21 protein-coding genes are annotated in these 19497 nt (G+C 50.6%); 13 read left to right on the plus strand and 8 right to left on the minus strand.

What is annotated here, in order from left to right:
- Positions 1–532: 532 nt before the first annotated feature.
- On the minus strand, positions 533–766 hold the full coding sequence (locus M0P91_RS14680) for a hypothetical protein (RefSeq protein ID WP_295069114.1): 234 nt from the start codon (positions 764–766) through the stop codon (positions 533–535).
- 19 nt (positions 767–785) lie between these two features.
- Positions 786–1184 (minus strand): hypothetical protein, encoded by a 399-nt coding sequence (locus M0P91_RS14685; protein ID WP_295069117.1) that lies wholly within the window; start codon positions 1182–1184, stop codon positions 786–788.
- A 149-nt stretch (positions 1185–1333) separates the two neighbouring features.
- Here M0P91_RS14685 and M0P91_RS14690 point away from each other — a divergent pair, with 149 nt between their 5' ends.
- Genes M0P91_RS14690 through mscL form a run of 4 tightly spaced genes read left to right on the plus strand, consistent with a single transcriptional unit; the run spans position 1334 to position 4686 of the window.
- Positions 1334–2320 (plus strand): hypothetical protein, encoded by a 987-nt coding sequence (locus M0P91_RS14690; RefSeq protein ID WP_295069120.1) that lies wholly within the window; start codon positions 1334–1336, stop codon positions 2318–2320.
- Positions 2320–2721, plus strand: coding sequence for a hypothetical protein (locus M0P91_RS14695; protein WP_295069122.1), 402 nt, complete (start codon positions 2320–2322; stop codon positions 2719–2721). Before M0P91_RS14690 ends, M0P91_RS14695 begins: the two co-directional genes overlap by 1 nt.
- Positions 2711–4225, plus strand: a complete 1515-nt coding sequence (locus M0P91_RS14700) for an HD domain-containing phosphohydrolase (protein WP_295069124.1) — start codon at positions 2711–2713, stop codon at positions 4223–4225. Before M0P91_RS14695 ends, M0P91_RS14700 begins: the two co-directional genes overlap by 11 nt.
- A gap of 23 nt (positions 4226–4248) precedes the next feature.
- A complete protein-coding gene (gene mscL / locus M0P91_RS14705; RefSeq protein WP_295069126.1) occupies positions 4249–4686 on the plus strand; it encodes a large conductance mechanosensitive channel protein MscL in 438 nt (145 codons plus the stop codon).
- A gap of 53 nt (positions 4687–4739) precedes the next feature.
- Here the strand turns inward: mscL and M0P91_RS14710 are convergent, their stop codons facing one another.
- From M0P91_RS14710 to M0P91_RS14735, 6 genes are all read right to left on the minus strand, one after another.
- A complete protein-coding gene (locus M0P91_RS14710) occupies positions 4740–5321 on the minus strand; it encodes a hydrogenase-4 component G (protein WP_295069131.1) in 582 nt (193 codons plus the stop codon).
- Positions 5322–5393: 72 nt separating this feature from the next.
- Positions 5394–6605: an ABC transporter permease gene (locus tag M0P91_RS14715; RefSeq protein WP_295069134.1), complete on the minus strand. Its 1212-nt coding sequence runs from the start codon at positions 6603–6605 to the stop codon at positions 5394–5396.
- Complete coding sequence (locus M0P91_RS14720; protein WP_295069167.1) at positions 6602–7309, minus strand: ABC transporter ATP-binding protein; 708 nt, start codon at positions 7307–7309, stop codon at positions 6602–6604. The genes M0P91_RS14715 and M0P91_RS14720 overlap by 4 nt, the downstream gene beginning before the upstream one ends.
- Positions 7310–7311: 2 nt before the next feature.
- Positions 7312–8535, minus strand: coding sequence for an efflux RND transporter periplasmic adaptor subunit (locus tag M0P91_RS14725; RefSeq protein WP_295069137.1), 1224 nt, complete (start codon positions 8533–8535; stop codon positions 7312–7314).
- Entirely contained in the window at positions 8532–9092 is a 561-nt protein-coding gene (locus M0P91_RS14730; RefSeq protein WP_295069141.1) for a TolC family protein, read from the minus strand. The genes M0P91_RS14725 and M0P91_RS14730 overlap by 4 nt, the downstream gene beginning before the upstream one ends.
- Positions 9053–9751: a TolC family protein gene (locus M0P91_RS14735; RefSeq protein WP_295069144.1), complete on the minus strand. Its 699-nt coding sequence runs from the start codon at positions 9749–9751 to the stop codon at positions 9053–9055. The genes M0P91_RS14730 and M0P91_RS14735 overlap by 40 nt, the downstream gene beginning before the upstream one ends.
- A 150-nt stretch (positions 9752–9901) precedes the next feature.
- On the opposite strand from M0P91_RS14735, the gene M0P91_RS14740 reads away from it, so the two are divergent.
- The 9 genes from M0P91_RS14740 to M0P91_RS14780 all read left to right on the plus strand — a co-directional run.
- Positions 9902–11980: a TonB-dependent receptor gene (locus M0P91_RS14740; protein WP_295069147.1), complete on the plus strand. Its 2079-nt coding sequence runs from the start codon at positions 9902–9904 to the stop codon at positions 11978–11980.
- Positions 11981–12052: 72 nt separating this feature from the next.
- Positions 12053–12250 carry a hypothetical protein gene (locus tag M0P91_RS14745; RefSeq protein WP_295069150.1) on the plus strand — a complete coding sequence of 66 codons (198 nt, stop codon included), beginning with the start codon at positions 12053–12055 and terminating at the stop codon, positions 12248–12250.
- A 31-nt stretch (positions 12251–12281) separates the two neighbouring features.
- Positions 12282–13526 carry a M48 family metallopeptidase gene (locus tag M0P91_RS14750; protein ID WP_295069153.1) on the plus strand — a complete coding sequence of 415 codons (1245 nt, stop codon included), beginning with the start codon at positions 12282–12284 and terminating at the stop codon, positions 13524–13526.
- A complete protein-coding gene (gene prmC / locus M0P91_RS14755) occupies positions 13511–14353 on the plus strand; it encodes a peptide chain release factor N(5)-glutamine methyltransferase (RefSeq protein ID WP_295069154.1) in 843 nt (280 codons plus the stop codon). The genes M0P91_RS14750 and prmC overlap by 16 nt, the downstream gene beginning before the upstream one ends.
- Positions 14346–14828, plus strand: coding sequence for a DUF4149 domain-containing protein (locus M0P91_RS14760; RefSeq protein WP_295069155.1), 483 nt, complete (start codon positions 14346–14348; stop codon positions 14826–14828). Before prmC ends, M0P91_RS14760 begins: the two co-directional genes overlap by 8 nt.
- On the plus strand, positions 14825–15577 hold the full coding sequence (locus tag M0P91_RS14765) for an ATP-binding cassette domain-containing protein (RefSeq protein WP_295069158.1): 753 nt from the start codon (positions 14825–14827) through the stop codon (positions 15575–15577). The genes M0P91_RS14760 and M0P91_RS14765 overlap by 4 nt, the downstream gene beginning before the upstream one ends.
- 355 nt (positions 15578–15932) lie before the next feature.
- Positions 15933–17120: a TolC family protein gene (locus M0P91_RS14770; protein ID WP_295069160.1), complete on the plus strand. Its 1188-nt coding sequence runs from the start codon at positions 15933–15935 to the stop codon at positions 17118–17120.
- Positions 17117–18175, plus strand: coding sequence for an efflux RND transporter periplasmic adaptor subunit (locus M0P91_RS14775; RefSeq protein WP_295069162.1), 1059 nt, complete (start codon positions 17117–17119; stop codon positions 18173–18175). The genes M0P91_RS14770 and M0P91_RS14775 overlap by 4 nt, the downstream gene beginning before the upstream one ends.
- A partial coding sequence (locus M0P91_RS14780; protein ID WP_295069165.1) for an efflux RND transporter permease subunit occupies positions 18172–19497 on the plus strand: 1326 nt, incomplete at its 3' end. The genes M0P91_RS14775 and M0P91_RS14780, both read left to right, overlap by 4 nt.

A 19497-nucleotide genomic window follows, 5' to 3' on the forward strand; every position in this document is an offset into this window, starting at 1 on the left:
CAATATCAGTAATTTCATCCAACTTTCCTCGGACTCAAAACGAAAGAAAGTCAAAAAAATCAACTGGGTACATTTGGGAATCTCTAGAAGAGGTTCTTAGAGGTGCCCTTAATGTAATATTCCTAAATTGCGTTAAAAACTATTCATGCGCCAGAGATCATAGGAGAATCTCATAATAGACTTCTTGCATAACCTTGTTATGCAAGAAGTTTTCTGCCTCAAAGAGGCAAGCTTTAGCGTAGTGCTTTGGGCTTTGCTCAAAGCACGTTTAAAAGAGAGTTCTGCAAAAACTCTAATATATGATTTATCTTAGGTTACTGACCTTACGCACCTTCTCTAAACAAGTGCGATAAGGTTAGTAATCTCCCGTATCCGAAAGATACGGGAAGCTTTAGGGGGGGGTGTAGGGACCCTATTTGCATTTTAATTCAGTCGGTCCCCTTTTTTCGAGTAGGAGCGTATAGCATCTGTCTGCATTCCCACTAGGAAAGTGGGAACGAGAAATCGGATTAGGTATCCGGGCTGATTAGCGTTAATCGAACCAACGACTGCCTAATATTCTCATGCCGAAGGTTATCCATTCTTGGGAAACTTTGCCACCGGATCCATAGGTCATATCTACTTGTACTTTATCCGGAATAAGCCATAAACGTCCCCCTCCTGCCAAAACAGTTCTCCCGTTGTATCCCCGTGCGTCATCGGTTACCAGAGGACGTGCACCGTAGAGCGATAATGCGGTGATGGCGAGAAGAACACTTTTTTTCAAGATCCGTTACTTTTTCGTGTTATTTTCGCTCCGCGCAGGTGCGGCATCCGCTTCCGTCGTCTTCGCAGGTTTCGCACTCGCCGTTATCCGTCTTTTCTTTCGGTTCATCCGGAAGCCGGAAACAGTGGTTACGCGAGAGATACCATGTCGCTATCGCGTAATCGTCATAGGGGTATTCGCGCTGGGCCGGAGGGATTGAATCGTTGCGGAGTTTGGAGCGTATTATCCCGAAGACGACAAATCCCAGTAACAGGGTCCCGATCGCGATGAACCAGTCGCTTTGCCACCACATGAGCAATGCAATTATGTAGTTACCATAACTCAGGCTCCACCCCAATAGGCGTGCCATTGTACGGCATCCGCGTGTGGGGAGAGTCGGTGTCGGATTGAGATGAAACGTAAAAGAGGCTTTATTCATGCGCAGATTATAGCCAACCGGAGCTTATCGGATTATCAGAAAAAAGAAAATGGATATCAATCCATTTTTGATATTCCATTCAAACTTATGATACTATTATATCCATAAGCGATAGGAAAAGAGGGAAACATGGGATGGAAAGAGGAAGCATGAGGGCTCGAAGTGCGGGTATCTTGTTGACAATGGGGATCGCAGCGTACGGTGATCCTTATGTGTTGGGACAGGGGCTGCACGTCAACGACATGGTCAATATAGGGGGATATTTTTCGTCGGAATTTGAAGCAAAGGGGGGTGAAAAAAGCGTTACCGTTGATGATGTCGCTGTCATGGCATACGGCGAGATCAACCCGATGTTTTCGTATCTGGCTGAGCTTGAAGCGGTGGGCTTTTACCGAAAAAATATTGGCAACGGGGATGAGAGAGGGGATCAGACTTTTCATGTCGAACGGTTTTACGGGGATATGTGGCTGTCCGATGCGTACAATATCCGTTTCGGGAAACAGCTGACCCCGATCGGATACTGGACCCGAGAACCGATCAACGTGTTGCGCGATACCAGCTCCAATCCCCTATACAGCCTCCTCCTTTTTCCGAAGTTTTTGACCGGTATCGATATTAACGGCTACATCCCCTCGATGGAAGGGACGAAATACCACCTTTTCGGGCAAAATAACAGCGATTTTGATGATGAGTACATCAATATCCCCAATACCCATTTTTTCGGTCTATCGATTGAAAGGGAGATCTCGTCCGATTTCAACGGCGGGGGGAGCATCGGTGAGTACATTACCGCGTCGAATCAGCGGACCCGTTTTCTCCAGGCCAATGGAAAGTATGACGATTCCAGATGGCAGGTGATGGGGGAGGCGTTGTGCGCCAAGAGCGAGTATGCCGATCGACAGGACGGGTACACCCTCTCCGGGTACCTTCAGGGGATGTATCGCTATACGCCCGAACATGCGGTGGTCGGGAGGTTTGAACACTTTAACGATCACCATTCCCGTTACGCGGATACGATAGGGGTCGTCGGATACAGCTATCGCCCCTGGTATCCCGTATCGATCAAGGGGGAGTATCAGTGGCACTCGATGAACCGTGAGAATCGTGCCCTTTTCTCTTTTTCGGTGCTGTTCTGATGAAGCTGCTTTGGTTTTTTATTTCCCTCTCCGCGATAGCCATGGGAGCCGAATACAGCGTCATTGTTTCGAAAAAAGCCCCGTTTTCTACGCTGAGTGTTCAACAGATACGGGAGATTTTTCTCCAAAAGCGGCATACCATCGGCGATCAAAAAATGATCCCCGTGAATCTGGTAGGGCAAGATGAGGTCCGTTTCGCGTTTGAATCGGCCGTCTTGGGGATGGATCGGAACCGTCTTAATACCTATTGGATCAAACAGCATTTCCAGGGGATCACCCCGCCGATTACCCAGCCTTCGGTCGAATCGATCCGGGCTTTTATCCAGAACGTCGAGGGGTCGATCGGGTACATCCCCTCGTCGATGGTCGATGGCGGGGTAAAGGTTGTGTATGAGTTTTAAACTAAAGACGATTCTTCTGTTTTTAGGGGTGAGCCTGATCCCTTATATCCTGACGATGGTGCTGTTGGGGAGTTCGTATTATCAGGAGCAGCATACGGCGATTACACAGGAGATGAACACGCAGCTCCATCTGACGGTGGAGCGGATGGATCAGAGTCTTAAAACGTTGCAGAAGGATATGGCGTTTATCGCCAACTCGGATGTGATGAACGACATGTACACCCACGATCTCGATCGACGGATCGCCAATACCCTTTTGGCGAAGAAAAACGATATGAAATTGGTGGGAAATTTTTTCGTGTTTGATCCGAAAGGGGTCGTCATCGCTTCGAGCGATTTCGGGACGATCGGTAAAAAAGTGGAGATATCCCCTTTCGCAGAGGTACCGATTGTTTCAAATTTTACCCGACAGGTGATCGGAAGATTGGCCGTCGATTACCGTGTCGAGAATTTCAAGCGCTTTTTCCACAATACGGAGGAACGTCAATATTTTCTCCGTTACGGTGAGGGGAGAGAAGAGCTGCGCGTGCGTCATTTTCCCGAATCGCTTGAAGTGGTGAGTCCGCTGCCGAGCAAACCGGCGCTGAATGTGGTCCTTGAAGAGGAGAAAGAGTTTGCATTCCGCCTCCTGTACAAATACGAGCGGTTGTTTGTGATCCTCCTCGTTTTGGGAGGGGGGTTTATCGCTTTGGCCGCGTATTACGTGGCGACGGGATTGATCCGTCCGGTCATTATCCTCTCTGAAGCGGCCAAACAGGTGACAAAAACACAAGATTATACGCGACGGGTTTCGATTGACCGGGAGGATGAGATCGGACAGCTCTCGGATGCCTTTAATACGATGATCGGGGGGATGGGACATGCCCTCGGAGAGATTACGGCGCTGAACACAGAGATTGAAGATACCCAGCGCGAAGTCGTTTTTACGATGGGTTCCATCGGTGAGAGCCGTTCCAAAGAGACGGGGAACCATGTGAGGAGGGTAGCGGAGTATTCAAAACTGTTGGCACTCTATTACGGTTTGAAAGAAGAGGAGGCCGAGATGCTTCGGCAGGCTTCTCCGATGCACGATATCGGGAAAGTAGCGATCCCCGATGCCGTCCTCAATAAACCGGGCCGTTTTGATGAAGAGGAGCGGCGTATCATGGATACCCATGCCGCTCTGGGATACGATATGCTCAAACATTCGCAGCGGCCGTTGCTGCTGATGGCGGCGACGGTAGCGTATGAACATCATGAAAAATACGACGGCAGCGGCTACCCTCGGGGGCTGAGCGGTGAGGATATCCATATCTACGGAAGGATCACGGCACTGGCAGACGTTTTTGATGCTCTGGGGAGTGATCGTGTATACAAGCAGGCGTGGGACGATGAGCGGATTTTCAACCTTTTCCGCGAAGAGCGGGGGAAACATTTTGATCCGAAACTGATTGATATCTTTTTTGACCATTTGGACGAATTTTTAGCGATTCGTGACCATTTAAAAGATACGATTGAGAATTAAATCACAAAAAGAAGGAGTCCTCAATGTTCAGTGAATTTAAAAAATTCTTAATTACCGGGAATGTGGTCGATATGGCGGTGGGATTTATTTTCGGGGCGGCGTTTGCGACGGTGGTCAAATCCCTCGTCTCGAATATCATTATGCCCCCGATCGGTCTGTTGATGGGAGGGGTTGATTTTTCATCTCTATTCATCGCATTGGACGGCAAAGAATACCCCTCCTTATCGGCACTCGATGCGGCAGGGGCACCGGCGATCAAGCTGGGAGTTTTTGTCAATGACGTTATCTCGTTTACGATTTTGGGATTCGTTATGTTTCTGATGGTTAAAGGGTACAACAAACTCAAAGCAAAAGAGGAGCCTGCCGTTGCGTCGGCACCGATCAGTAAAGTGTGCCCGGAGTGTGCAATGGAGATCCCCGTTGCGGCAAAAATCTGCCCCTATTGCAACCATCTTCAATAAACTTCCTGTAGCGGAGGGTTCGGGAGAAGCTTTACTCCTCCTTCGCCGGTGTTTCAGCTTTTTGTATCGAGAATATTACCGCCCAGAGCGCTGATTTGCTCATCGATTTTGGCAAGAGCTTTATCCAACGTCTGATAGGAGATATCGGGAAGTTTTCCCCCCCACATCTGTTCGGCCTCGTTGAATCCTCGGATAATCCCCTCTCGACCCGCTTTGAGTTTATCGACATTATCACCGCCGCCGCTCAGGACAAAATCGGCTAACCGATCGGATGTTTGGGATACACCGAAAAAACCCTCTTCGCTCACGAGCGCTTTGGCTTCATCGGGGGTCATATCGGTGATTGCTTTCCCCTCGTACCCGATCGCTTTGAAATCGATCGATTGTAGAATATCCTGAATCTTTTTGAGATCAAAGGCCCCGCTTTGGGATTCAAAATTACCGGACGAATAGCTCTCAATCTTCAGACTGTATTCGACAAGATAGGCCTGCGTCAGAGCCTTTCCCGAAATCTCCCCTTTTTGGAGCCTCTCTTTTAATGCACCTGCTTCTTTTGCCTCTTTGGAGTTTTGTTCATACAACGCCATCCCGCTTTTAAGATAGGGGTTGGTGCTGATGGAGGGGTTGATTTGCATAACTGATCCTTTGATGAAGGTATACGAAGTATATCGTCTAAACGGGATTTTTTATAAATGGCGAATGGGCGATCATTCATGGCGCAGTGCGTCGATCGGATTGAGGCGTGCCGCTTTGCGTGCGGGAAAATAGCCGAATACGATGCCGACGAGGGTTGAAAATAAAAAGGCGATAACGACGATCGAGGTATTAAATACAAACGGCAGGTCAAAAAAGTGATTGATGGCAACCCCCGTACCGATCCCCAAAGCCATACCGATGATGCCGCCCAGAGAGGAGAGGACGATCGCCTCGACTAAAAATTGCAGTAACACCTCCCTCTCCAACGCACCGATGGCCAGCCGGATACCGATCTCCCGGGTCCGTTCGGTAACGGAGACAAGCATGATGTTCATGATGCCGATCCCACCGACGAGGAGGCTGATGGCCGCGACCGCACCCAGTAAAAGGGTGAGCATTTTGGTCGTCGAGGAGAGGGTCTGCACCACTTCACGCAGATCCCGGACATTAAAATCGTCTTCGTCTCCGGGGCGTATATGGCGCCGTTCGCGTATCAGCGATGTGACGTTGGTTTTGATGGATTCGATCCCCGAAGCATTTTTGGCCGAAAGCAAGATCGTGGCGATCTCCTGATTGCCGCTGATACGGCGTTGAAACATCCGTAGCGGAACGACGACAAGATCATCCTGATCCATTCCGAACATCGATGAGCCTTTGGAGTGGAGCACCCCGATGACCTGACACGAAAAATTTTCGAGCCGGATCGACGCATCGAGGGGATTTTGGTCACCGAAAAGTTCTTTTCGGATCGTTTCGCCGATGACACAGACCGCTTTTCCCCCCTGCAGTTCAGCTGCGGTAAAATTTCGTCCCGTTTCAAAACTCCAATCTTTGACGGTAAAGTAATCATTCGTGCTTCCGTCGATGGAGGTAGAGTAGTTTTGGTTTCCATAGACCACCTGCATCCCTTTCGAAGAGACGGGCGCCACCCCTTTGATCCCGCCGATTTCACGGGATATGGCCGTAATATCCTCTTGGGTGAACCGTTTGGAGGTGGTATCTCCCCCTCCGGGTCCGTGACGGTCCTGTCCCGGACGGAGGATCAGCATATTGCTTCCGAGCTTGGAGATGCTTTGGGTGACGTAGGCCGTTGTCGCATCGCCGAGCATCACCATGGCAATGACGGAGGCCACTCCGATGACGATCCCTAGGGTCGTAAGGATAGAGCGCATGGCACTGCGGCGGATTTCGCGCAACGCCAGGATAAAGGCATTCCAGATCATGGGTGGGATCCATCCCCGGCAGGATCGATTTGTCCGTCGCGAAAATGGATAGTCCGTGAAGCGTATCGGGCCATATCATTTTCGTGCGTCACCATAATGATCGTGATTTTCTTTTCGAGATTAAAGGATTTGAGCAGTTCCATCACTTCAATACTTTTAGCGGTATCCAGATTTCCGGTCGGCTCATCCGCGAGCAAGACGAGAGGATCGGTCACGATGGCCCGGGCAATCGCGACACGCTGCTGCTGTCCTCCGGAGAGCTCCCCCGGGGTGTGATGGGCGACATTTCCGAGTCCGACGCTTTGAAGCGCCGCCATGGCCATGGTTCGGCGCTCATGAGCAGGGACTCCCCGATAGAGGAGGGGGAGTTCGACGTTTTCAACGGCAGAGGTTTTTCCCAGCAGATTGAACCCCTGAAAAATAAATCCGATGTAATTTCGACGCAGCAACGCCCGCTGGTCTCGGCTGAGAATCCCGACATCGATCCCTTCAAAGAGGTAGTGCCCCTCCGTCGGAACATCAAGACATCCGATGATGTTCATGGCTGTCGATTTTCCCGAACCGCTTGGCCCCATGATGGCGACAAACTCCCCCTCGTATATCGTCAGATCGACACCGCGCAGCGCATAGGCGGTCGCATCCCCCTCACCGTAATATTTTTTGGTCCCTTTGAGTTCAATGACCGGAGAGGGTGATTGCGGGATCTTCACTCTTCAATCCCGGTAATGATACGATCCCCGCTCTTAAGCGGGGAGTCCAGAAGGATACTTCTGATCCCGTCGGTTTGTCCGACATGAATTTTGACTTTTGCCGGTGTATTGTTTTTCAGCACCCAGACGTGCTCACCTTTATCGTTTTCATCGCTAGCGTGCTTTTTCGCCGAAGATCCCTCTTCATCGCCGGCGGGGGGAGGGGTAAAGCGCAGAGCTGCGTTCGGAACAACCGGGACCTTTCGGAACGTGTCGGTGATGATAGAAGCGTTCGCCGTCATCCCCGGGCGTAAAAGAAGATCCTCATTGCGCACCTCTACGACCGCTTCATAGGTGACGACCCCGTTTACGACCGCCGAATTCATCCGAAGCCGGGTGATTTTCCCCTCAAATATCCGGTTGGGGTAGGCGTCTACACTAAATTCCACTTTTTGTTGCTCTTTGACCCCGCCGATATCGGCTTCATCGACGCTGACGATCGCTTTCATTTTTGTCAGGTCTTCGGCCAGAGTAAAGAGGATCGGAGTCTGCATGGCGGCGACGACCGTTTGCCCCGGTTCGATTTTGCGGTTCAGGACGATCCCCTCGATCGGAGAGACGACGAGGGCTTTTCGGAGATTCTCTTCATCGCTTTTGCGTTGAGCGAACGATTGGGCAACTCCGGCTGCTGCGGCGGCAAGGGATGCTTTGGCCTGAGCGACGGCCGTTGAGGCGGATTGTACCTCTTTGCGTGAAGGGTAATTTCCCCCCGTCGATCGGTACATCGTAAGGATCCGGTCGTTTTCGATGAGGGCGTTGTCCAAGGCGGCTTTGGCACTTTGTTCGTTGGCCAGAGCTTTCATCCAGTTGGCGTTGGAACTGGTCACCGCAGCGGTCAGTTTGGTCGTATCCAGCCGCGCCATCGGTTGCCCCACATGAACCCGGTCGTTGTAATCGACCAACACCTCGGCGACGGTTCCGGAGACTTCGATCCCCACCTCGACGGTGTTGGTCGGTTCCAAATTCCCCGTGGCCGAAACGGTGGTCGTCAGGTCTTGGATGGTTAAGGGGGCGGTGATGTAGGTGATCGTTGGTTTGGTATTGCGTTTTATCCCGTACACCACGCCCGCGCCGATCAGTAACAGTAGACTCATGATCAGTACGATTCTTTTCCACCGTTTTGGAGCGTGTTGCTCCCCTAGGTGAAGGGTGGTTTCGATGGAGGCGGTCTTTTGGGTCATAACGGTTTCTCCTGTGGGTGTCGCATCATCGAATAGAGGGATGCGAGTTCAATCTGGATATTGAGTTCGTTGATTTTGATCTCCAGCTTTTCGATGGATCGCGTATTTTGGAGGGTTTGTAGGTCGTAGCCCGCCTTATACCCCGCATCGACCGCCGCTTTGGTCGCGTCGATCAGGGTGCCGTAAGAGCGGAGGTTCTCCTCGGTGATCGAAATCGTCCGTCGATAGCTGTCGATGTGGGCGAGGGATTGTTCGTAAAGCGCTTCGCTCTGCCGTTTGGTATCGGCGCTCAGAGCCTGCTGTTTCAAATAGGCCGCCTGAGCCTCCTGCGTCGCGGCGGAGCCGTTATAGGTTAAGGGGATGGAGAGTTGCAGCCCCGCGTCGTAATAGTTTCCGCTGTAGTTATTGGCGGGGAGTTCATGGACATCCAGACGCTGAAGGCCGGTATCGGCGATGAGGGTGAGTTTCGGCAGATAGGAACTTTTGATCTGGCCGAATTGCTGCGCCATACTTTCGCTCAGCGCTTGGTTGTAGCGGATGTTCCACCCCTCTTCCAAAAATCGTCCTTTTGGGTGAGGGTAAAGGTCGGCAGGGTGATCGAATCGACCGGCAGGTCACTCAGTTTTGCCGCTTCGAGGCGCTGCTGCGCCAGGGAAAAACGGATGGCGGTGTTGTTTTTCAGTTCGCTGCTTTGGTTCATCAATGCGTTGTTAAGCAACGTGATGTCGATATCCCCCGCTTCGTACTGTTTTTGTTTGAGAAAGATCTCGATTTTACCGTTCTTGAGCTTGAGTTCGCTTTGTTCGAGCAAAAGGGCATTTTTTCGATAACTCAAAACGGCATTGAAAAGCTGCCGGTTGAGATCGGAAATGTCCCGCTGTAATCCCAGGGTATCGGCTTCGTGTTTTGTATCGGCATACCCGATCGCATAGGTGATCCCTCCGGAACGAAAAAGGTCTTGTGCCATACCGGCAGAGAGGGTGTAGCGCGTGTCATGCACTCCGGAAGCTGCCGATTTTTCATAGGTTCCCGATCCCTTTAGGGTGATAGGGGATAACCAGTCGTAACGGAGTTTTTCGTATCCGGAATCGATCTGGCGCTGCTGCTGTTCGAAATAGCGCTGTTTTTCAGGGGAGAGAAAAGTGCTATCTTCACCGTAGGCTATCATAACCAAGAGAGGAGATACCAAGGGTATTAAAGCAGAGAATAATTTCATGGCTTAATTGTAGTCTACTTTTGCCTTGTATATGTTAATAGTAAGTTAATCGGAGGAAATGCACCTTTTTCTATGGGAACGATGACCAATACATCGAAGGATATATTTCGGTAGAATTGCATCATCTCATATTCCAAAGGAAACCCTTTGATGTACCGCCCTTTAATCCCCATGTTACTGATCTCAGGGATGGCCGCTTCCGGCGCTTGTGCGCAAGAGACTATTTCTCTTGAAAAAATCCAAATCGAAGAGAAGGGGATCGCTCTGGAAGAGCGGCGCGATACTTCGATCGCCAAGCGGATTATCAACGGGGAGGAGCTGACCCAGTACGGGGATCTCAATGCCCTGGAAATTCTCAAACGGACCCCCGGCGTTACGATTCCCGAGGGGAAAACGAAAAAAGGGGCTCCCGGGAAAGGGTACACCGTCATTTTGATCGACGGCGAAGAGGTGGCGACCGGATCGAAACGCAGGGCCGGCCCGCTGGAACTGATATCGCCCGACCGGATCGAACGGATTGAAGTGATGACGAACGGATCGGCCGAATACACGGCCGAATCGATGGGGGGGATCGTTAATATCATCCTCAAAAAACCGAAATCGCAAGGGGCGACAACGGCGAAAATGATGGTCGGAGCGTATGGAAACGACCCGATGGAGAGTCTGTTCGCCCAGCAGGAGGGTAAATCGGGCAAGGTATCGTATCTGATCAATATTAACGGATCGGAGAACCGGAAATCAGATCGGTCGACGACGACGAGACAGAATGGCTCTTCGACAAGCGAGGAGTCCCGGGATGACTCCGTACACGATCGATTTGTCAATTTGACGGGAAAACTGATCTTTACCCCCTCTTCCAAAGATAAGTATACCTATGACGGATCGGTAGCGATGAACGAGACAAACGAGAATACCGATGCGCACACCGTCACTTCACCTCCCGGATCGGTGAGCCGTATATTGGCTAACAATGACCATTCAAAAGGGGTGATGCTCTGGTCCAAGATCACGGGGGAACACCATCTTTCAGGGAAAGAGCTGCTGGAATGGAAACTCAAATTTCACCAAAGTACAAGCAGCGGCGAGAGCGCTTCGGTTCTGAACTTCCCGACAAGCAGTACCAAAACCCAAAATGACGAGAGTCTTTTTCGGATTATCGGTGCGGAAGGGGGGTATTCGATTGCCGCAGGGGACCATTTTATCAAAACCGGAGCGGAGCTCAAAGGGATGAGGCAGCACAATCAGGCATGGCGCAGTGTCGACGGTGCCGATACGACCACCCCCTCGGATGACGTCTCCATGAGGGAAAACAAAGGGTCGCTTTATCTCCAAGATGAGATAAGCGTCGGCGACAAGGTGGTTGTGACACCGGGAATTCGGTATGAGAACCTCTCCCGTGATTATGGCAATACGTCGCATATCGATTATGTGGCTCCTTCGCTGCACCTTCTGACCAAAGTGACCCCCAATGACACTATCCGGGCGAGTGTCGCCAAAACACTCAAGCTTCCCCGTCTGAATGAACTCTCAATGAGCATCGACAGTTCGCTGGAGCGCAATGACGTCCACCATCCCGATCGCAGCGGAAACGCCAATCTGCGTGAGGAGCGGGCCCTCAGCTATGAGTTGCGGTATGAACATTTTTACGAAGACAAGGGGATCATCAGTGCCGGCGGATTTTACCGTACGATCAGCAACAAGATAGAGCGGCTCACCGCGTTGGAGGGGACACGTTATGTGGAACGTCCTTACAATGCGGGAGAGGGGAGTTTATGGGGGATCGAACTGGAGATGAAAAAATCGTTGAACGCTTATGTGGAGGGGTTGGGGGTATTTGCGAACGCAACGTTTCAAAACTCCTCACTGACCAATACCCTCACCGGATTGAAACGACCGATCAAACAAACCGGCAATACCCTCGGAAATCTGGGGTTCGATCATACGCTCAAAGGGTATAGATTCACGTATGGAGCGGCCTACCGCTATGTCGGCGGATATGACGATCCGTTGGATGAAAATTCGATTGCCCAAACCCAAAAAAGGTATGGATTTTTGGATGTGTACGCGAGCAAACGGCTGAATGAGACCTTTAAAGTGCTCCTCAATCTGAAAAATATCACCCGAACAACGATCGAGACGGCATCGAACCTCACCGCGATCAATGAGACACAGATCGATAGAGAGTACTCAAAACCCCAAATCCTTCTGACCCTGGAGGGGAAATGGTAACGGTTGATGGAGGTTTGTTAACCGTCTATAGAGTAAGATTGGGAAAATAACCCACACTATCAGGAGTTTATCATGAAAAACAATGAACCCACGTTGGAATCCATCGAGGATTACGATACCCTCAAAGGATCAAAAAAACGGGTCGTCTGGACCGTTATACTCAGTGGTCTGATTATCGGTGCCCTCTTCGTCGCAGCAAAAATGTATTACGGCGATTCGCGCGATTCGCTGCCGGTCGGGGAAAGTATTGGCAAAGTCCCCCTCAAATGATGCTAAAATTCCTTTTTTTTAAAGGGACGATATGATTGCGACGGTTATCGGTGTTTACACATTTTACATTTTAGTGCGTCTTTACGTCAGCGTGATGCAGATCGGTTTTATCAACCAGATGAAGCGCAAAGGCGCGGTATTGATGGGGGAAAAGGAGTATCGAGACGCTGCGGAGTATGCGGTGGCCAAAGAGAAACTCTCGATGATCGAAGCGATGGCGGAATATCTCTTGTTTTTCCTTTGGATAGACGGGCTGATAGGGTGGCTTGACGGCGCGCTGATGGGGCAGTCGGCTTTGTTGCATACGATTGCGGCGGTGATGGGGATGATCCTTATTAACGGGTTTGTAATGCTTCCGTTCGGATGGATCTCGAAATTCAAGATAGATGCAACATACGGATTCAATCGATCTTCAACCGGTCAGTTTGTCAAAGATACACTGATCGCCACCCTCTTGAGTCTGGTAATCGGGACGGTGATCGTTGTGATCGTATCGGAAATTATCACGTCGAGCGAACTGTGGTGGCTCTGGAGCTTTTGTTTTATTTTCGGCGTTGTGGTGTTGCTGAATATGTTTTTTCCGACGATCCGCGCCCTCTTTTTTGACAAAGTGACTCCGCTGGAGGACCCGGAGCTTCGTGATGAGATCGAATCGTTGATGAAGCGTACCGGTTTTGTGAGCAGCGGTGTCTTTATCAGTGATGCGAGCAAGCGTGACGCCCGTCTGAACGCCTATTTCGGCGGTTTGGGGAAATCGAAGCGGGTCGTTTTGTTTGATACGCTGATCCAAAAGCTCTCACCGCAAGAGCTGATTGCCGTTTTGGGGCATGAACTGGGGCACTTCGCCCACGGGGATCTGTATAAAAATATTGCAATGGTGGGGGTGATGCTGTTGGGGATGTTTGCCCTTTTCGGAAATCTTCCGCAGGAGCTTTATTTGCAGCTGGGTGTGTCGCAGTCGCCCCATATCGTGATGATGCTCTTTATCCTTCTCCTTCCGGTGGTGAGTTTTGTGATGATGCCGATTATGGGGATGGTGAGCCGCCATAACGAGTACGAAGCGGATCGTACCGGTGCTGAGCTGGGAGGGGCGGAACATTTGGTAAATGCCCTGAAAAAACTGATAACCGAAAACAAGAGTTTCCCCCTTTCGCACCCGTTGTACCGCTTTATGCATACGACGCACCCGCCGGTGATCGAACGGCTTCGTGCATTGGGAGCCGATATCGGCGTAAGCGCGGATGAGGGGTACGCCGATCCATGTCCAAAAGATTAAAGGAGCTTCACCGGGAGGTGAGCAAAGGGTTGGAGGGAGTCGTCGAATTTCCGCGCCGGGAGGCGGAGCTCCTTTTGATGGCGTATCTTGGGTGTGATCCGCTCTATTTTATTACCCATCAAGAGGAGCTGATCGACGAGAACAACCCCCGACTGATCGAATGGATAGAGAAACGCAAACGCAATGTTCCCCTCGAATACCTCACCAACCGCGTCAGTTTTTATTCACGAGAATTTTACATCGACGAGGGGGCATTGATCCCCCGTCCGGAGACGGAACATCTGATCGATGAGCTTTTGTCGCGGATTACGCCCGAAGCGGCGATGACCGTGGTCGAAGTGGGGGTAGGGAGCGGAATTATCTCCATCCTCCTCGCCCTCCATCTTCCCAATGCCCGTTTTATCGCCGTCGATATCTCTTCTGCCGCCCTTGCCGTCGCCCGTCGCAATATCGAAGCGTTCGGGTTGAGCGGACGGATCGAACTGCGTGAGGGGGATTTGCTGGATCCCGTTACGGAAACGATCGATCTGCTTGTTTCCAATCCCCCCTATATCGCCGATGATGCGGCGCTGGAGAGCAACCTCTCGTATGAACCGCAAAACGCCCTTTTCGGAGGGGAGATCGGCGATGAGATTATCCGGCGTCTGCTGGATCAGGTATACGCGCGGCGTATTGCGTTATTCGGGTGTGAAATGGGGTATGATCAACGGCTGAAAGTACAAGAGTATCTTAAATCTTTTGCGGTAAAATCGTTGGAATTTTACAAGGATTTGGCCTCGTTCGATCGGGGATTTATTTTGGAACTAAATAAGGAAAACAATGAATAAAAAAGCTTTGATTGATGCCCTTTATTTGCTCACGATTGCGATGACGGCGGGTGCGGTACTGGTTCTGGGGGCTTTTGTAGCCGCCGTCGTTTTTCATTCGGAGCTCTATTTGACTCTTCCCCTTTTGTCACGGTATGAAGAGGGGAGAATTATGGGGGAAATCTTTCGACGATTCAGCTATTGGAGCTATTGTGTGGCGGCGATTATTGCCATTTACGAAATTTCCCGCTACAAAGTGATGCAGATCGACAAAGTTGCCATTTTAAGCGGGATGGGGGCTATCGCTACGCTCTTGTTGTTCAGTGCCGTATATACCCCTAAAATTTTGGAATACCAGTCTCGGGGTGAGCAGATGATGATGGATAACGGCTTTGAAGCGCTGCACAAAGCGAGTGAGATCGATTTTAAAATTCTTCTGATGATGCTGATGATCCTCTTTATCCGACGTGCGTATCTTCTGGTGGCCAAAAAATGATCCGTTTTGAAAAGGTCACCAAAAGTTTCGGTAAACGGCAGATTCTGAGAGGGGTTGATCTTGAAATCGAGCGGGGGAAAACCACCGTCATTTTCGGAGTCTCGGGCGGGGGAAAGTCGACGATTATCAAACACATCGTCGGATTGCTCAAACCCGATAGCGGAATCATTACGGTTGACGGTGTCCGGGTTGATAATGCCGATGAGTTGACTTTGCGTCGTATTCGAACCAAAGTGGGATTTTTATTTCAAAGCGGCGCCCTTTTTGACAGCATGAACATCCGTGAAAATGTCGCTTTTCCGATGATCGAACACCAAAAATTGAGCTTAAAAGAGCTTGAATACAAAATTGACGAAAAACTGACGATGGTAGGGCTTAAACCCGAGATCGTCAAATCGCTCTATCCGGAAGAGCTGAGCGGCGGGATGCGCAAACGGGTAGGGCTTGCCCGCACGCTGGCATTGGAACCTGAAGTGATTTTGTATGATGAGCCTACCTCGGGATTGGACCCGGTCACTAGTGATTTGATTACCCAGATGATCCGGAATCTTCAGCGTGATATCGGAATGACGTCGGTTTTAATCAGCCACGATATAGCGGAAAGTTTTAAAGCAGGGGATAATTATGCGATGCTTTTTGATGGGGTGATTGTCGAAATCGGTGACAAACAATCGTTTCAAAACTCCCCGAATGAAGTGGTTCAACAGTTCATTCATGCAAGGGCGGAAGGGCCGATAGCATTTCAATAACTGATGTTACGCACTTTCCGGGCAAAGCCCAGAAAGTGGCAGGGACAATTTGTCCCCTGCACCCCCCTGAAGCTACCCGCATCTTTCGGATGCGGGAGATTAACTCCCCTTGACGCACTTGCTAGGGCAAGATGCGTAAGGTCAGTCATGAGAGTTCTTTAGAGTTCTTTCAGAACTCTCTTTTAAACGTGCTTTGACCAAAGCCCAAAGCACTACGCTGGCCGCTTGGGCACTAAAGCTTACCTCTTCGAGGCAGAAGACTTATTACATTACAAGGTTATGCAAGAAGTCTATTAATGATTTTTTCATCCGGCTCCGTTATGATTTCATAAACTTTAGAAGTAAAAGGAGCATAATGCGTTTTTTCTGGCTTCAGATGGCGGCCATTCCCCTGATGGCCGCATCGTATAACGTCACGGAACTGATGGAACATGCACTCCAAAACGATGCCGCTCTCAAAGCGGATCGTGAAATGATACAGCAGTATTTTTATCAAAAAGAGTCGGTCCGTATCTGGGATAACCCTGAGCTCTCCCTCTCCTATTCACGGACCAAACCTGAGGGAATCGACACCAAAAACGAATACGGCATTGCCCTGATTCAGCCGGTAGAGAAACCGTCGCTCAAAACGGCCAAACAAAAAGTATTGGATGCCAAAATACTTCAGTCCAAAGCTCTGGCCCTTTACAAAGAGAATGAGATCAAAGGGGATGTCCGCCAAAAAGCGTATCTTTATGCGGTTGCCGATTTGATGGCTCAAAAAGCCGAAGAATCGCTTTCTCTTGCAGCAACACTGCGTCAAAAAGGGGAAAAACGGTTCGAACAAGGAGCCGTATCCAAGGCCGATTTGCTGAAGCTTCAGGTTGAAGAGGCCAAAATTGCCCAAGAAGCACAAGCCGCGAAGATCAAACGCAATGCGGCGCAATACGCCCTTGCAACAAGCGCCCGCCTGACCTTTGCTGCCGATCTCACCCCGATCAAACTCCCGAATCCCTCACCCGTCGATGTGGTGCCCAATCTAGAGAATCTGCCGATGATCGGGTATTTCAAAGCGGCTGAAGAGGAGTACCGTGCCCAAAAAGAGGTGGTGTCCAAATCGGTCATACCCGGATTCAAAGCAGGTCTCGGAGTTCAGCAGCTGTACGATCAGCAAGCGGTTACCGCCTCCCTTTCAATGCCGATTCCGATCCTTCACCGTAACGAATCGTTGATCAAAAATGCCGAAAGCCGCTTGAGCGAAAACCGTCTGCGTGAGCAATCGTACCGTTTTGAGACCGAGCAAAAGCTCCTCCGTCAGCAAAAATTGCTTAAGGGACTCTCTACCCTGATCCTTTCACAAGAACGGCTGATCGATCAATCATCGCACATGGTCTCCATGTCCCAACGCAGCTACGAAGAGGGGTATGGAACCCTGCTGGAGCTTATTGATGCGCGACGCGTCCTGATCGCCCATCAGCATGAGCGGCTGAATAACCTTGAAATGTATTACGATACCCTGGGAGAGATGCAAAAAACTTTCCCGCCTACTGAGGAGAAACAATGAAAAAATTACTAATTATCGCCGGTGCAATTCTCTCTTTGAGTGCCAAAGAGATCATCCTAACCTCCAAACAACTCAATGAACTGGGAATTACGACGGCACCCCTTTCCGCAACGACGGCGTTATCGCAGTCCAATCTCCCTGCAACCGTGGTCATCCCGCCACGGCAGCTCTCGATTGCCGCGTCCATGCATGAGGGGGTCGTACATAAAGTGTTCGTAGGTGTCGGTGACTCGGTCAAAGCGGGGCAGACGGTTGCTACCGTCTCCTCGACGGAGGGGCTGACCTTACAGCGCGAATACCTCCAAACAGCCACTCGTCTGGAACGGCTTCAGGCATTGGTCAAAAAAGACGAAACACTTTTTAAAGAGGGGATCATTTCGGAGCGCGAATATCTCAAAAGCAAACAGGAAGTCTCCCTTCTCTCCGCCGAACTGGCCGAGAAAAAAGCTAGCATGAAGATGATGGGGGTTTCCCCTTCCAAAACAGGGGTGATGAACATGACCGGTGCGATAAAGGCTCCTGCAAGCGGAATCATCCTTGAACAGACGGCTCTCCTGGGACAAAAAGTCGACGCCATGAGCCCGATTTATAAAATTGCCGATCTTTCAACCCTTTGGCTTGAAATACAAGCGCCGTCCTCCATTACCAAAAAATTGAACCTCGGAGATACGATCCAAACCAATCTGGGGGCGACGGCCAAAATCATTAAAATTTCCAGCGGCGTCGAATTGCAAAACCAATCGGTCATTATCCGCGCCGTCGTTCTCTCGGGCAGAGAGCTCCTCCGTCCGGGACAATTTGTCCAGGCCTCTATCCAGACCCCCGCAACACAAAGTATCGTCGTACCGAAGAACGGGATCATCCGTAACAAAGGGAAAAGCGTCATCTTTGTCAAAACGGCTCGGGGTTTTCATCCGGTTGAAGTCACTATCGTGAAAGAGGAGTGCAGTACCTTTATCATTACCGGAGCCCTCAAAGGGAATGAACAGGTTGCCGTTCGCGGAATGGTCCCTCTCAAAGGGATGTGGCTTGAAAACGGAGACGATTCCAAATGAATAAATTGATTTCATTTGCCCTGACGCAAAGGATCCTTGTTTTTGTTGCGATGATTATGCTCATCGGGGCGGGATATACCGCATTTACAAAACTCCCTTTTGATGCGTTTCCCGAAGTCTCTTCCCCGCAGGTGAAGATTATCATGAAAGCGCCGGGGATGACCCCCGAAGAGGTCGAGAGCCGTATTATTGCCCCGATCGAGACCGAAATGCTTGGTATCCCGAACAAAAAACTTCTTCGCTCTACGGCCAAATACGGGATAGCCGACATTACCATCGATTTTAATGAAGGGACCGATATCTACTGGGCCCGTGCCCAGATCAGTGAACAACTCAACGGTATGATGAGTACCCTCCCTCCGACCGCAAACGGCGGACTGGCTCCGATCACGACGCCGCTTGGGGAGATTTTCATGTTTACGGTGGAAGGAAATCTTACCGCCGCTGAAAAACGGACTCTGCTGGATTGGACGATCCGCCCCGCCATTCGGACCATTCCGGGCGTAGCAGACCTCAATAGCCTCGGAGGAGAGGTCAAAAGCTTTTTGATCAAACCAAACTATTCGATGCTGGGAACCCTCGGCATCTCGGTTAAAGAGGTGGAAGAGGCACTTCGTTTTAACAATAAAAACGACGGTGCCGGACGGATTCATGAAGGGGAAGAGGCCTTTTTGGTCCGCTCCGAGGGGAGTATCAAAACCCTTGACGATATCCGCGCTATTGTTCTGCGCAACGCTGAGGGACGGATTGTCCGTATCGGCGATGTCGCCACTGTGGAGATCGACAAACTCACCCGAAACGGTGTCGTGACTAAAAACGGGACCGGTGAAGCAGTTGCGGGGATGGTCCTCTCACTCAAAGGGGCGAATGCCCGCGACGTGACCGAACAGATCAAAGAGAAACTCTCCGAAATCAAACTCCCCGCAGGTGCGTCGCTGGATGTCTATTACGACCGGAGCAATCTCGTCAACAAATCGATCTGGACCGTTTCCAAGGCCCTCATCGAAGCGATTGTCCTCGTCGTCATCTTGCTTCTCCTCTTTTTGGGAGACATCCGCGCGGCGATTACGGTCGCGATCATGGTCCCGATGGCCGTTTTGGTCACCTTCATCCTGATCCGTCAGTTCGGGATGTCGGCCAACCTGATGAGTCTGGGGGGGCTTACGATCGCGATTGGGATGCTTGTCGACTCCGGGGTCGTTGTCGTCGAAAACATCATCGCCCATCTGGGGCAGTCGCATAATAAAAATCTCCCCAAACTCAACATCATCTACCGGGCGACCAAAGAGGTCGCAACGCCGGTCGTATCGGGGATATTGATC

The sequence above is a fragment of the Sulfuricurvum sp. genome, assembly GCF_023229695.1.
Classification (GTDB): Bacteria; Campylobacterota; Campylobacteria; order Campylobacterales; family Sulfurimonadaceae; genus Sulfuricurvum.

What these genes read in the sequence shown, in the direction of transcription:
- M0P91_RS14760 (WP_295069155.1), top strand. Translation starts at nt 14,346, where the DNA reads ATGAATAAAAAAGCTTTGATTGATGCCCTTTATTTGCTCACGATTGCG.
- M0P91_RS14735 (WP_295069144.1), bottom strand. Translation starts at nt 9,751, where the DNA reads ATGAAATTATTCTCTGCTTTAATACCCTTGGTATCTCCTCTCTTGGTT.
- M0P91_RS14690 (WP_295069120.1), top strand. Translation starts at nt 1,334, where the DNA reads ATGAGGGCTCGAAGTGCGGGTATCTTGTTGACAATGGGGATCGCAGCG.
- M0P91_RS14770 (WP_295069160.1), top strand. Translation starts at nt 15,933, where the DNA reads ATGCGTTTTTTCTGGCTTCAGATGGCGGCCATTCCCCTGATGGCCGCA.
- M0P91_RS14695 (WP_295069122.1), top strand. Translation starts at nt 2,320, where the DNA reads ATGAAGCTGCTTTGGTTTTTTATTTCCCTCTCCGCGATAGCCATGGGA.
- M0P91_RS14750 (WP_295069153.1), top strand. Translation starts at nt 12,282, where the DNA reads ATGATTGCGACGGTTATCGGTGTTTACACATTTTACATTTTAGTGCGT.
- M0P91_RS14740 (WP_295069147.1), top strand. Translation starts at nt 9,902, where the DNA reads ATGTACCGCCCTTTAATCCCCATGTTACTGATCTCAGGGATGGCCGCT.
- M0P91_RS14715 (WP_295069134.1), bottom strand. Translation starts at nt 6,605, where the DNA reads ATGATCTGGAATGCCTTTATCCTGGCGTTGCGCGAAATCCGCCGCAGT.
- M0P91_RS14710 (WP_295069131.1), bottom strand. Translation starts at nt 5,321, where the DNA reads ATGCAAATCAACCCCTCCATCAGCACCAACCCCTATCTTAAAAGCGGG.
- prmC (WP_295069154.1), top strand. Translation starts at nt 13,511, where the DNA reads ATGTCCAAAAGATTAAAGGAGCTTCACCGGGAGGTGAGCAAAGGGTTG.
- M0P91_RS14725 (WP_295069137.1), bottom strand. Translation starts at nt 8,535, where the DNA reads ATGACCCAAAAGACCGCCTCCATCGAAACCACCCTTCACCTAGGGGAG.
- M0P91_RS14775 (WP_295069162.1), top strand. Translation starts at nt 17,117, where the DNA reads ATGAAAAAATTACTAATTATCGCCGGTGCAATTCTCTCTTTGAGTGCC.
- M0P91_RS14745 (WP_295069150.1), top strand. Translation starts at nt 12,053, where the DNA reads ATGAAAAACAATGAACCCACGTTGGAATCCATCGAGGATTACGATACC.
- M0P91_RS14765 (WP_295069158.1), top strand. Translation starts at nt 14,825, where the DNA reads ATGATCCGTTTTGAAAAGGTCACCAAAAGTTTCGGTAAACGGCAGATT.
- mscL (WP_295069126.1), top strand. Translation starts at nt 4,249, where the DNA reads ATGTTCAGTGAATTTAAAAAATTCTTAATTACCGGGAATGTGGTCGAT.
- M0P91_RS14685 (WP_295069117.1), bottom strand. Translation starts at nt 1,184, where the DNA reads ATGAATAAAGCCTCTTTTACGTTTCATCTCAATCCGACACCGACTCTC.
- M0P91_RS14700 (WP_295069124.1), top strand. Translation starts at nt 2,711, where the DNA reads ATGAGTTTTAAACTAAAGACGATTCTTCTGTTTTTAGGGGTGAGCCTG.